Source organism: Kitasatospora sp. NPDC004669 (genome assembly GCF_040609455.1).
In the GTDB taxonomy this organism is placed as follows: domain Bacteria; phylum Actinomycetota; class Actinomycetes; order Streptomycetales; family Streptomycetaceae; genus Kitasatospora.
In genome coordinates this window covers 37,937-49,312 of record NZ_JBEXKB010000063.1, presented here as the reverse complement: position 1 = coordinate 49,312, position 11,376 = coordinate 37,937, and the positions used below count along the sequence as shown (strand labels likewise).

13 protein-coding genes are annotated in these 11,376 nt (G+C 71.7%); 5 read left to right on the top strand and 8 right to left on the bottom strand.

The window, feature by feature from the left end; all coding sequences use genetic code 11:
• The coding region (locus ABZW30_RS36480) for an ATP-binding SpoIIE family protein phosphatase (protein ID WP_355675557.1) at nucleotides 1-765 on the top strand (765 nt) is incomplete at its 5' end.
• Nucleotides 766-857: 92 nt separating this feature from the next.
• On the opposite strand, the gene ABZW30_RS36475 is transcribed toward ABZW30_RS36480, so the two are convergent.
• The 5 genes from ABZW30_RS36475 to ABZW30_RS36455 form a co-directional block, all read right to left on the bottom strand.
• The gene (locus ABZW30_RS36475) at nucleotides 858-2,012 is read right to left on the bottom strand and encodes a PP2C family protein-serine/threonine phosphatase (protein WP_355675556.1); all 1,155 of its coding nucleotides are present in this window, start codon (nucleotides 2,010-2,012) and stop codon (nucleotides 858-860) included.
• Nucleotides 2,013-2,178: 166 nt separating this feature from the next.
• Nucleotides 2,179-2,457 (bottom strand): dsRBD fold-containing protein, encoded by a 279-nt coding sequence (locus ABZW30_RS36470; RefSeq protein ID WP_355675555.1) that lies wholly within the window; start codon nucleotides 2,455-2,457, stop codon nucleotides 2,179-2,181.
• Between the two features lie 61 nt (nucleotides 2,458-2,518).
• Complete coding sequence (locus ABZW30_RS36465) at nucleotides 2,519-2,947, bottom strand: Hsp20/alpha crystallin family protein (RefSeq protein ID WP_355675554.1); 429 nt, start codon at nucleotides 2,945-2,947, stop codon at nucleotides 2,519-2,521.
• Between the two features lie 43 nt (nucleotides 2,948-2,990).
• Complete coding sequence (locus ABZW30_RS36460) at nucleotides 2,991-3,398, bottom strand: CBS domain-containing protein (protein ID WP_355675553.1); 408 nt, start codon at nucleotides 3,396-3,398, stop codon at nucleotides 2,991-2,993.
• 14 nt (nucleotides 3,399-3,412) lie between these two features.
• On the bottom strand, nucleotides 3,413-4,075 hold the full coding sequence (locus tag ABZW30_RS36455; RefSeq protein ID WP_355675552.1) for an OsmC family protein: 663 nt from the start codon (nucleotides 4,073-4,075) through the stop codon (nucleotides 3,413-3,415).
• A gap of 334 nt (nucleotides 4,076-4,409) precedes the next feature.
• On the opposite strand from ABZW30_RS36455, the gene ABZW30_RS36450 reads away from it, so the two are divergent.
• Nucleotides 4,410-5,396 (top strand): hypothetical protein, encoded by a 987-nt coding sequence (locus tag ABZW30_RS36450; protein ID WP_355675551.1) that lies wholly within the window; start codon nucleotides 4,410-4,412, stop codon nucleotides 5,394-5,396.
• Between the two features lie 207 nt (nucleotides 5,397-5,603).
• Here ABZW30_RS36450 and ABZW30_RS36445 read toward each other — a convergent pair whose 3' ends face one another.
• Nucleotides 5,604-6,095, bottom strand: coding sequence for a universal stress protein (locus ABZW30_RS36445; RefSeq protein ID WP_355675550.1), 492 nt, complete (start codon nucleotides 6,093-6,095; stop codon nucleotides 5,604-5,606).
• 434 nt (nucleotides 6,096-6,529) lie between these two features.
• Nucleotides 6,530-7,351 (bottom strand): class I SAM-dependent methyltransferase, encoded by an 822-nt coding sequence (locus tag ABZW30_RS36440; protein WP_355675549.1) that lies wholly within the window; start codon nucleotides 7,349-7,351, stop codon nucleotides 6,530-6,532.
• A 72-nt stretch (nucleotides 7,352-7,423) separates the two neighbouring features.
• Here ABZW30_RS36440 and ABZW30_RS36435 point away from each other — a divergent pair, with 72 nt between their 5' ends.
• The 3 genes from ABZW30_RS36435 (at nucleotide 7,424) to ABZW30_RS36425 (ending at nucleotide 9,169) form a co-directional block, all read left to right on the top strand.
• A complete protein-coding gene (locus ABZW30_RS36435) occupies nucleotides 7,424-8,026 on the top strand; it encodes a TetR/AcrR family transcriptional regulator (protein ID WP_355675548.1) in 603 nt (200 codons plus the stop codon).
• A 101-nt stretch (nucleotides 8,027-8,127) separates the two neighbouring features.
• Nucleotides 8,128-8,265: a CAP domain-containing protein gene (locus ABZW30_RS36430; RefSeq protein WP_355675547.1), complete on the top strand. Its 138-nt coding sequence runs from the start codon at nucleotides 8,128-8,130 to the stop codon at nucleotides 8,263-8,265.
• A 118-nt stretch (nucleotides 8,266-8,383) separates the two neighbouring features.
• Entirely contained in the window at nucleotides 8,384-9,169 is a 786-nt protein-coding gene (locus ABZW30_RS36425) for an HAD family acid phosphatase (RefSeq protein WP_355675546.1), read from the top strand.
• A gap of 161 nt (nucleotides 9,170-9,330) precedes the next feature.
• On the opposite strand, the gene ABZW30_RS36420 is transcribed toward ABZW30_RS36425, so the two are convergent.
• A complete protein-coding gene (locus tag ABZW30_RS36420) occupies nucleotides 9,331-11,040 on the bottom strand; it encodes a putative Ig domain-containing protein (RefSeq protein WP_355675545.1) in 1,710 nt (569 codons plus the stop codon).
• Nucleotides 11,041-11,376 lie beyond the last annotated feature (336 nt).

Genomic DNA, 11,376 nt, shown 5'->3' with positions numbered 1-11,376 from the left:
TCCGGACACTGCACCATGGCACGGGCGGGCCACCCACCGCCCGCCCTGGTACACAGCGACGGCACCGTGGAGTACGTCGACCTGCCCACCGGCCCGCCACTCGGCGTGGGCGGCCTGCCCTTCGAAACCGCCGAGCTGCAGCCGGAGCCCGGCAGCGCGCTGGTGCTCTACACCGACGGGCTCGTCCGGAACCGCGAGCGTGACCTGGAGAGTGGGCTCGCCGCGCTGCGTGCCTGCCTGGCCGGCGCCCCAGCCGACGGATCACCGGAGGACACCTGCCGGGCGGTGTTCGACGCGCTGGTCCCACCACACCCGAGCGACGACATCGCCCTCCTCATCGCCCGCACCCGCCTGTTCGAGCCCGACCAGGTGGCCACCTGGGACGTACCCGACGACTTCGCCGCCGTCTCCCGAGTTCGCAACGAATGCGTCGCCCAGCTGAGCGCCTGGGGCCTGGAGGACCTGAGCTTCACCACCGAACTGATCCTCAGCGAACTGATCACCAACGCCATCCGCTACGGCGCCGAGCCCATCCGCGTCCGCATGCTGCGCGACACCAGCCTGGTCTGCGAGGTCTCCGACGGCAGCAGCACCGCCCCCCACCTGCGCTACGCCGCCACCATGGACGAGGGCGGCCGGGGCCTGTTCCTGGTGGCCCAGCTGGCCGAGCGGTGGGGGACCAGGTACACGGCCCGTGGAAAGGTCATCTGGTCCGAGCAACCGCTGACCGCACCCGAGTTCCAGTTCGAGGCGATGCTGCTGTAGCCCGGCCCGATGGACAGGGCGCACTACGACCGGCGTCAGGCCGAGCGCGAGTCTGAGGCGGAGTGCCGGCCGCCGGCAGCCGCGCCAAGGTCTCAGCTGACCGGCATGGCGGCCCCTTCGTCGAGCCGGTCGACGAGGATCATCGCCACATCGTCCGCCAAGTGGTCTTCGGTATGGCGGATCAATGCCTGGTGCAGTTGCTCAAGGAACTCCTGAGGGGTGGTGTTGAAGCTGATCGACTCCATGGTCTCCGGCAGAGGGAAGAAGCCGTTGCCGGGGTCGCGGGCTTCGATCACGCCGTCGGTGTAGAGAAGCAGACGGTCGCCCGGTACGAACGGATAGCCCTCCGGCGTCTCGGGAGGGCCGGTGACCAGGTCCTCCAGGCCCAGGGGCGGACGCGGCGAGGTGGGCATCAAAGCCTGGGTTCGGCCCTCGTGGAGTACCAGCGGGGGCGGATGGCCGCGGTTGACCACCTGCACGACGGGTTCGTCGTTCGACACCTGGGCGATGAGTGCGGTGGTGAATCCCTCCATCAGGGTTTCCTCGGGGAAGGCGCCCGGCACGGCGGCCTCGCGGCGCAGCGCGGCCGCGCAGTGATTCATGACCCCCACGAGGTCGTCCTCGTAGTGCACGACCACCCGGAACGCGCCCAGCGCCACGGCGACCGCGCGCATGGCATTGAGCCCCTTGCCTCGGACGTCCCCCACGATCATCCGGACGCCATACCGCGTCTGCACGGCCTCGTACAGATCACCGCCGACCTGCGCCCCGGTCCCGGCCGCGAGACACAGGCTGGCCGCCCGCACCGGGCCCAGGCGCTCGGGGACCGGCCGCAGAATGACCTCCTGCGCGCACACGGCGATCCGGCGGATTTGATCGAACTCGCTCCTCCGGTAGGCACGCACGACGCTACTGGTGATGAAACCGGCTGCAGAGACCAGAGCCAGAGCGAGGAAGTTGGTATAGACCTGCAGGGTGCCCCATGCCTGGTTGTAGGTGGCCGTGGTCACGCTGACCGCCAGTGCGAGAGCCACCGCCAGGGCCGTGCGCTTGGGGTCCATCGTTACCGCCGCCAGCGCCGGCACCGCAGTGAGAAAGGGGCCGGTATAGATGAAGTGGGCAGGGGTGAGTTCGATGATCAGCACGGCCAGCGCGATGACGAACGGCACGCACTGCGCCAGCGCGAGCAGGCCCCTGCTTTGACCGCCCACTCCTGGTCGAGAGGGTGAGCGGAAGAACGACACCATACATTCAGCCTGCCTCGCAGACGCCCTGGTGGCCTCCTAGGCGGCAGAACGCGCTGGCCCAGCCGGCCGGCCTTGCGGGCGTCGATACATCATCCGTGCAGGTCGCCGCCGCAGTCGGTTGTGCCGAACGATCGACGGGTGAGGGGTTCGTGGCGGACCGCCGGTCTCAGGTCGTCGTGGAGGGCTCGTTGGCGGCGGAGTCGGTGCGGCCGGCGCGGAGGAGTTGGTGGCCGAGGTCGATCAGGGCGCGGGCGGCGGCGTACTCGTCGCCGATCTCGGGGACGGGCGGGTCGTGGGGGTTGCGGCGGGCGTCGGTGCGGGTCTCCAGTCGTGTGTCGCCGGTGTCGAGGACGGCGTGGACCTTGGTGGTGTCGCCCTCCTCGAAGAGGTCGAGGCGCAGGGTCCACCGCTTGGTGCGCATCGGTGTCCTGGTGTGCGTGGTCATTTCCGGTCCTCCCGGATCGGCGGGCCCGGGGCGGCGGCCCCGGGCCCTGCGGTGACGGTGGTCAGCCGCCTTTGGTGATCTCGATGGTGCGGGCGGGTTTCTTGGCTTCGCCGATGGGTGCGCGGACGGTCAGGACGCCCTGGTCGTACGCGGCGGTGACGTCCTCGTCGCGGACGCCGGCGGGCAGACGGACGCTGCGGGTGAAGGAGCCGTAGCGGAACTCGGAGCGCTGCTTGTCCCTCTTCTCCTCGCTGCGCTGGGCCTGGACGGTCAGCACACCGTCGTCGACGCTGATGGTGATGTCCTTGTCGGGGTCGACGCCGGGGAGTTCGGCCTTGAGCTGGTAGACGCCGTCGGCCTCGGACTCCTCGATGCGGATCATGTGCTCGCCGACCGGCATCCGCAGGTCGACGGGGAAGTCCTCGAAGAGGTCCGGCAGGGACGGCCACCGGTAGCCGAAGGGGAATCTTCTGAGCAGGTCGCCGGCCATGGTGTCCTCCCGTGGGACAGGTCGTGCGGTTTCCGGGGTGTGGTCAGGGCGCGGTCTCGCGCAGGGCGCTGCGCGAGACCGGGACGAGCAGGTCGAAGAGTCGCTGGACGACGTCGCGCAGCAGGTCGTCGACGGTGAGCATGCCGACGGGGCGGCCCTGGTCGAGGACGGGCAGGCGGCGCACGTCGGCGCTGCGGAAGACGCGGTACGCCGTGTCGAGGTCGTCGTCGGCCTCCACGGTGGTGACCGGGGTGGTCATCAGGTCCGTGACCGGTTGCGCGGGGTGGGGGCCGTGGGCGAGCCCGCGGACGGTGAGGTCGCGGTCCGTGAGGATGCCGAGCAGGCGGCCCCGGTCGATGACGAGGACGCAGCCGACGGCCTCCCGCTCCATGACCAGAGCGGCCTCGAAGGCCGTCGTGCCGAGACCGACGGTGACCGGCGGTGTGGTCATCAGGTCTCCGGCCTTCATGACGCGCCGCCCGTTGGGGTGCCGTTCAGGGAGACCCTGACGTCCGGCGGGTTGTCCAGCGTGTTCTTCACCGTGCAGTGGCGGATGACCGCGAGCAGGCCGGCTTCCCGCTCGGGCGGCAGGCCGGGAGCGGTGACCTCGATGGAGACCGAGGCGATCCGGGCCGGTCGGTCCTGCGCCATGATGTAGTCGGCGGTGACGTGGAGGCCCTCGCGGTTGAGGCCGTGCCGGTCGAGGTAGCCGCCGGCGTAGTGGGCGGTGCAGGAGGCCAGGGCGGAGGCGCACAGCTCGACCGGGGTCGGTGCGGCGTCGCCGCCGCCCGCGTCGACGGGCTGGTCCACGGTCAGGGCGTGCGACCGGATGCCGATGGCGTACAGGTCTCCCGCCACCGGATCGACCTCGATCCGTCCGGGCCGCGGAGCCTGAGGCCGCTCCAGGGCGGCGGCCTGGCGCAGCAGCATCCCGGCCAGCAGCCGGGCCTCGGCCGGAGCGAGCGAGATCCAGACCTGGTTGGCGTCGTACGGTTCGAGGGCCGTGTCGAGCACGATGCGACCGCTGTCCGGCAGGACTTCCGGGGCGTAGCGGGACACCGCGAGGGTCCGCCCGGCGGCGGTGTGCATCAGCTGCTGGGTGGTGGTGCGGGAGTCGTCGGTCAGCACGGCCGTGCCTCCGGTGTTCAGGGCCCGGCCGGGTGAGCCGGGCCTCCACCACCAGCAGACCGCCGCCGGGCGCGCGGCGGCAGGGCCGTTCGGCCCTCCAGCGGTCCCCATCGCCCGTGCCGGCGCGGGCCGACGGGAGCCGGCGGGGCCGGCGCGGGCGCTCGGGGGCCCGCGGAGAGACCCGGGAACCGGTGTCCTCGACACGGCAGGCCGCCCGGCCGGTGAACCCGGGTCGTTGGGCCCTCGCCGGGCACCGCCGAGGCGGCGGATCCTTGAATCGCCGGCGCTCCCCGCCGGTGGCAGGCAGTGAACAGGCAGCAGGGAGTGAATCTCGATGACCACCGGAACCGCCCTCACCGCCGCCGACCTGCGTCTGCTGGCCGAAGCCGGAGGCCTGGCACCCTCGCTGCACAACAGCCAGCCCTGGCGCTTCCGCCCCACCCCCGACCTGCTCGGCCTGGAGGTGCACGCGGACCCGGGCCGAGCCGTCCCGGCAGCCGACCCCGACGGCAGGGCGATGCACATCTCGATCGGCGCCGCCGTCTTCAACCTGAGAGTGGCCGCCGCCCATCTCGGCCGCGAGGCCGCAGTCCGACTGCTCCCCGCAGGGGAAGACGCGCAGCCGCGCGCGGTGCTCGACCTCTCCGCGCAGGCCGGCTCACCGCGCCCCTTCGGCGCCGACCTCTACCCGGCCATCGCCCAGCGCCACTCCAGCCGCCACCCGTTCACCAACCGGGACGTCCCCGAGGCGCTGGTCGCCGACCTCATCACAGCGGCCCAGGACGAAGGCGTCACCCTGACCGTGCTGGAGGAGTACGGGGTGCGCCGGGTGCTCACCCTCACCTCAGAGGCCGAGGCCCGGATCGCTGCCGATGTCACCCGTGAGGCCGAGACCCGCCGCTGGCTGCGCCTCGAACCCTCCTACGACGGCATTCCGCTCGCCGCCCTCGGCTCTCACGACCGCGACGCCCGGGTCCCGATGCGCGGCTTCGCCGGCCACCCGCCGCGCCACACCACCCCGGCCGGCCGTTTCGAGGCCCTGCCCCAACTCGCCGTCCTTGAGACCCACTTCGACGGCCAGGCCGACTGGTTGCGCACCGGACAGGCGATGCAGCGCGCCTGGCTGCTCGCCACCGTCCACGGCCTGCGCGCCTCCGTCCTGCACCAGGCCGTCGAGATCCCCGACACCCGCTGGCGCCTGCGCGACCCCGCCGAGGGCCCCGCCCACGTCCAGCTCGTCCTGCGTCTCGGCTACGGCCCGTCCGGAGCCACCAGCCCGCGCCGCCCGGTGGAGGACGTCCTCGACCCGGCCGACGGCTGACGGGACCGCCGGGGCGGCCCGCCACGTTCGGCCCGGCCCGCGTGCCGCCGCTTCGGCGGGACCGCCGGGTCCGACGCTCGCCTCGATCCGTCCGCGGGTGGCGATCCGGTCGTCGGGTCGACGCCGGAGACGTGCCGGACGAAGCCACCGGTGGGTCGAATCCGGTGGATTGCTCCGCGGCCCGCGCCGGTTCGCGGGGCACAGGGCTCACCCGGCGGCACCCTCGGGCGGGGGCGGCACGACGACGACGGGGACGTGGGCGTGGTGGACGATCTCGGTGCTGGTCGAGCCGAGCGTGAGCCGTCCCCAGAGGCCGGCGCCGCGGGTGCCCACCACCAGCAGGCTGGCGTCCTGGCTCGCGTCCAGCAGGACCTGGGCGGGCCGGCCGCGGTCACAGCGCACCTCGACCTCCACGTACGGCTCGCCGACCTGCTGCCGCAGTTCCTCGATCGAGTCGGTCACATCGCGGGCGACGGCGTCCTGCAGATGCGGCGACGGCTCGCCGCTCGTGCGCCAGCCCGTCAGGGCCGTGCCGGGCGGCTCGGTGTGTCCGCCGCCGTAGGCGCAGACGGCCCGCACGCCGACCCCGCGCAGCTGCGCCTCGCGGAGAGCGAAGAGCACAGCCCTGCGGGCGGACTCCGAGCAGTCCGTACCGACCACGATCGGAGCTACGGGACCAGACGCGGGAGTGGTGTTCACGGGGACCTCCAGGAGGTACGGCTGACGGCGGGCTGTCCGGCTCGGCGAATCCGGCGGACCCGGACGATCGAGGGAGGCGCGGGTACCGGTTCGTTCGCCGTCTTCATGATCCTCCGGCACCGGCGAGGCGGCACGTCCGTCGTCCGGTAGGCCCCGGCCGCCCTGGACGCTCGCCGCCGGCGGCGATGGCGCCACGCCCGGCCGCCACCCGGGACCCGGAGTGCACTCCTCCGCTACAGGAGCGATACCGCCGCGGCGGCTGGCGGAGCTGTCGTGCTACGGGATCGACGGCAAGGCGTCGCTGCTCGGGCGGCGCGGGTGACTCCAGGCGCCTGGCCGCGCGGCGCCCGGCCACGCCGCCGGCGACCGCGGTCTGTCGGGTGCCTGCGAACTCGCAGGGCATGCGCGGGGCCGCGCGACCGTGCGGCAGCGGATCAAGGGGTGCCGACGCGTACCGCGGTGGTCGCCAGAGTGGTGTAGTGCATCGTGAAGCGGCCACCCAGAGCGTCGATGGCATGGCCGACCGCGCCCAGTATCTCGGCCGGCTGATCGGGACGAAGTCGGGTGAGGCCGCCGGTGGTGGGGAGCAGGTCCAGCCACTGGTCGCGCGTGTAGGACCGCTCCCAGTCGAACCGCCACTGTTCCGGGTCGTCGAACTGCCCGGTCTCGCGGATCTTGTCGGCGATCTTCGCGTACCCCGCTTGGTACATCTCCAGTGGACGTCGAGCCGGCTGACCGCTGAACGGGGAGTCGGGCGCCACCTGCCGGTAAGCAGCCGCGAACGGCTCGGCCACCTCGGCAGGAGGTTCGAATACATGCCCGAAGATCGCCAGGCGTCCGTTCGGACGCAGCACCTGGGCCGCCTTCGCGGCGCCGGCGACCGGGTCCACCCAGTGCCACGACTGGGCGGCGATCAATGCGTCGAACACTCGGCCGGCCGGCTCCCAGGCTTCGAAGGTCGCCACCTCGACCCGCAGGCCGCGGGCCTGCGCGAGGTCGGCCATCCGTGCATCCGGCTCGACACCGAGCACGGCGCAGCCCGCGGCCTGGAACTGACGGGCCGCGATGCCCGTGCCGCAGCCGACGTCGAGCACGTCGGGCCCCGGGCTCCCGGCGGCGATACGCGCCACCAGGTCATCGGGGTAGTCGGGTCGGGCCTGGTCGTAGCGTTGCGCGTCCGTGCCGAACGATTCGGCTGTCTGCCGAGCCTGATGCGGCTGCTCCGGTTCGGGCTGCTCTCGCGGTAAAGTGGGCATGCGTTCACTTTAGTGGGCAAGCGCCCATATGCCAATGGATGCCAGGGGCCTGGCGTACGAGAGGATCTGAAAGTGCCGACGGGGGTACACCTTCGCGACGCGCGGCAGCAGCTGTTCGACGCCGCCGAGCGCGTGCTGCTGCGGGATGGCCCGAACGGGCTGACCAGCCGGGCCGTCACCGACGAGGCGGCCTGCGCCAAGGGCGTCCTGCACCGGCACTTCACCGACTTCGACGCTTTCCTCACCGAGCTCGTGCTCGACCGGGCCGCGCAGCTTGAGACGCAGGCGCACGCGCTGCGCGAGACCGTCGGCACCGGCACCGTGGCCGATAACCTCACCGGTGCGCTGACCATGCTGTTCGGGCCGGTGCCGGTGGCGATCATCCCGCTCATCACGTTCCGGGACGAGTTGCGCGCGCGGCTGCGGCAAGCCAGGCCCGGAGGCGGCATCGCGATCCTCGCCCAGGTCGCGACCGCGGTCTCCGCCTACCTGGCCGACGAGCGCGCAACGGGCCGCATCTCGGCCGACGCCGACATCGACTCACTCACCCTCTCCTTGGTCGGAGGCGGGCATCTCCTGTTCGCGGACCGCGACTCCGACCCACCGACCACGGCAACCGTCAACAAGCTGGTGACCACGGTGCTCGCCGACGTCGTGCAGCGGCGGCCACGCTGAACCTGACGTGCGGCCCGCAACGGTCCACGCCGAAACGCCCGCCGGGGGGCGCCCCGTCGGCGGGCGGCACGGCCGCGCAGTTCGCTCAGTAGGTCGTGCGGATGGTCAACGCCGAGCGGGCCGAGGCCGGTTGCGGCCCGCTGCGGATCAGCCCGCAACTCCGGGCCGCCGCCCAGGCCCACTCCGACGACACGGGTGCCCACAACCACTACGGCATCGCGCGTAGACCATGCGCGTAGACCGTGCTTGACCTGTGGGGTTGATCGCCCCTACGGTTCGGGGGATCAGCAGTCCCCCACGCCGGTTCGACGGGCGAGTCACGCCCTCCCGGCCTGCGGCAGAAGGAGCGATCCCCTCATGCTCGAAAAGACCCTGACGTCCCGTGCGCGGAAGATTCCCACCCTCGCCGTCGGCGTCGTCGTCGGCGCGGTGGTGGCCGGCGGCGGACTGGCCGCGGCGGACGCCTCCGCGCCCAGGACGGACCGTCAGATAACCAACATGACGGACGAGGTGGCCAAGATCAAGGCGTACTACGGCGACACCGTCGACGCCAACGGTGAGCACTGGGCCTCCCCGGACAGCAACTACGCCGCCCAGGTCAAGGGCATCGAGACCCAGGCCCGCAAGTACCTGGCCCAGCGCCTCAAGCACGGCCAGTCCGGCAAGAAGGCCATCGTCCTCGACGTCGACGACACCACGCTGTCCACCTACAACTACGAGTTGGAGACCACCTTCGTCTACAACCCGGCGAGCAACGCCAAGTACATCGCCACCAAGACCATGCCGGCCGTCTTCGGCATGAACGACCTGGCGAACTGGGCCCAGCAGCAGGGCTACACGGTCTTCTACATCACCGGCCGCCCCGAGGAGCAGCGCACCGCCACGGCCGCCAACCTCGCCGCCGTCGGATTCCCCGTCGCGGACGGCGAGCACCTGTTCATGAAGAACAAGACGGCACCCGCGCCCTACCTCCCGTGCGGGGCGAACTGCACCGTGACCGAGTACAAGTCGGGAACGCGGGCCCACATCGAGAGCCTCGGCTACGACATCGTCGGCAACTTCGGTGACCAGAACAGCGACCTGGCCGGCGGCCACGCCGACAAGGGCTTCAAGCTGCCCAACCCGATGTACTACCTGCCGTAGGGCCCGGCGTCACAGGGCCTGCCGTGCGTCGGTCCGGAGGTGGTACGGGGCCCCGGCGGGCTCCGGACCTCATCGCCGCGATCCTCCCGCACGGAGCGGCCGCCTGACCGAGCGGGCACGCCGGTTGCCCTCCCCGTGCGGGGAGGGCAACCGGCCTCGGTTCAGGCGATGTTGACGGCGGTGTCGTCGAGGACGAAGGAGGTCTGCTTGGTGTAGTCCTCGGCGCCGGTGAACTTGAGGGTCACGGTCTGGCCGGCGTAGCCGGACAGGTTGAAGCTGTGCTGCTGGTAGCCGGCGGCCGCGTTGACGTTGGAGTAGGTCGCCAGGGTGGTGCCGTTCGCGGTCACCTTCAGCGTGTCGAAGGCGGTGGTGTTGCTCGCGGCGGTGTCGATGTGCAGCCAGAAGCTGAAGGTGTAGGTGCTGCAGCCGGCCGGCAGGGTCACCGTCTGGGCGAGCGTGTCGGTGTTGGTGGTGCCGTACCCGTCCAGCCAGGCGTCGTACGTGCCGGAGTGCGGCGGCTCGCTGGAGCTGCTGTTGATGGTGCTGGTGCCGCTGGTGTTGGTCTCCGTCCAGCCGGCCGTCGAACCGGCCTCGAAGCCGGGGTTGGTGAGCAGCTGGGCCGCGGTGCAGCCGCCGCCGGTGGACTGGACGGTCCAGGTGAAGGTGACGGAGGAGGACGGGCCGGTGGAGTCGGTCGCGGTGGCCGTCACGGAGTAGGTCCCGGCGGTGGTGGGGGTACCGCTGATCAGACCGGTCGTGGCGTTGACGCTCAGGCCGGTGGGCAGGCCTGACGCGGCGTAGCTCAGGCTTCCGCCGGCGGTGTCGGTGGCGGAGAGCTGGAGGCTGGTGGTGGTTCCGGCGGTGGCCGTCCGGGCACCGGGGTTGGTGAGGGTGACGCTGCCGGTGGTGCTGCCGCCGCTGCCGGCGGCGAGCCAGGCGGTGGCGTTGAGGCCGAGCGCGGCGTCGGTGCCGGCCGGGTCGTTCCAGCCGTTGTAGACGGTCTTGCCGGGTTCGCCCGTGCCGTCGTCGATGGCCGAGCTGTCGCCCCAGAGGGCGACCCGGCCTTTGCCGAAGCTGCTGGTGACGAAGAAGGCGCCGGTGCTGCCGGAGTAACCGGTGCGGTAGACGATGCCCTTGACGGAGGGGTTGTCGGCGGGCTTGAGGGTGAAGGTGGTGCCGTTGCGGATGATGCTGCCGGCGACGGTGCCGAAGGGGCCGTGCAGGACGGGGTCGGTGGCGTCGTTGACGGCGGTCGGGTTGTCGGTCTGGATGTTGAGCAGGTCGACCGAGAGCCCGAACGGGTCGTTGCTGTTGACCGAGTTGGTGGTCATCAGGTCGTTGATGATGGCGGGGGAGTCCCAGCCGTCGTTGTTGCGGTCGCTGCCGGTGTGGTCGGAGATCAGGAACAGCCCGCCGCCGTTCTGGACGAACGTCATGACCGCGGTCTTCTCGGAGTCGCTCAGCCGGATGTTCGGCTCGGGCAGGACGAACTCGTCGAAGTTGGCGAGGTCCAGCGCTCCGCCGGTGCCGTAGGTGATGGTGGAGCCGCTCGGCAGGGTCTTGAGGCTGTACTGGCCGGTCTTCTGGAGAGCGACGCCCCAGCTGGAGATGGCACCCGTCCAGTCGGTCTCGGACTGGGGGTTGGCGTTCTCGCCGAGCGGGTCCGGCTGGCTGGTGCTGATGATCCAGTCCGCGTTGCCGGCGGTCTCCGCCTTGCTGTTGTCGAACAGGACGCGGTGCTGCGTGGTGGTGGCGGTGGGCGTCACGGTCGCCGCCACGGCCCGGTGGGGTGCGGCGCTCGCGCCGGCGAGCACGGTCAGGACGACGGCGCCCAGGGCGAGCGGGCGGATGGCGTGGGTGCGTCTGAGCATCGGTCAAGCTCCTTGTGCCGTGGGGGTACAGGGGGCGGTGCTACGCGCGTAGGCGCGCTGGACACCGTTCCATGATGGGGTAAGCGGAGCTTGAACGGAACGCGACCAATCGGAATATCGCAGCGGCCGGCCGGCCCGGGGGTTCTGCGGGTCGGCCTTCTGATGTGCTGTGGTGCGCTGTGGTCGATCTCCCCCGTGCACGGCCTGAACGCCGGGCACGATCACGGCGAGGACCCTGCTGCGGGCACAAGTGCACCGGCCAGGCCTGCCGGGGCGGGCCGGCCTGGCCGGCGGAGGTTCAGCCGTCGGTCGGGTGCGGGTGCCGCGCCCGGCCGG

What these genes read in the sequence shown, in the direction of transcription:
- ABZW30_RS36475 (WP_355675556.1), bottom strand. Translation starts at nt 2,012, where the DNA reads ATGGTGTCGTTCTTCCGCTCACCCTCTCGACCAGGAGTGGGCGGTCAA.
- ABZW30_RS36470 (WP_355675555.1), bottom strand. Translation starts at nt 2,457, where the DNA reads ATGACCACGCACACCAGGACACCGATGCGCACCAAGCGGTGGACCCTG.
- ABZW30_RS36465 (WP_355675554.1), bottom strand. Translation starts at nt 2,947, where the DNA reads ATGGCCGGCGACCTGCTCAGAAGATTCCCCTTCGGCTACCGGTGGCCG.
- ABZW30_RS36460 (WP_355675553.1), bottom strand. Translation starts at nt 3,398, where the DNA reads ATGACCACACCGCCGGTCACCGTCGGTCTCGGCACGACGGCCTTCGAG.
- ABZW30_RS36450 (WP_355675551.1), top strand. Translation starts at nt 4,410, where the DNA reads ATGACCACCGGAACCGCCCTCACCGCCGCCGACCTGCGTCTGCTGGCC.
- ABZW30_RS36440 (WP_355675549.1), bottom strand. Translation starts at nt 7,351, where the DNA reads ATGCCCACTTTACCGCGAGAGCAGCCCGAACCGGAGCAGCCGCATCAG.
- ABZW30_RS36430 (WP_355675547.1), top strand. Translation starts at nt 8,128, where the DNA reads ATGGTCAACGCCGAGCGGGCCGAGGCCGGTTGCGGCCCGCTGCGGATC.
- ABZW30_RS36425 (WP_355675546.1), top strand. Translation starts at nt 8,384, where the DNA reads ATGCTCGAAAAGACCCTGACGTCCCGTGCGCGGAAGATTCCCACCCTC.
- ABZW30_RS36420 (WP_355675545.1), bottom strand. Translation starts at nt 11,040, where the DNA reads ATGCTCAGACGCACCCACGCCATCCGCCCGCTCGCCCTGGGCGCCGTC.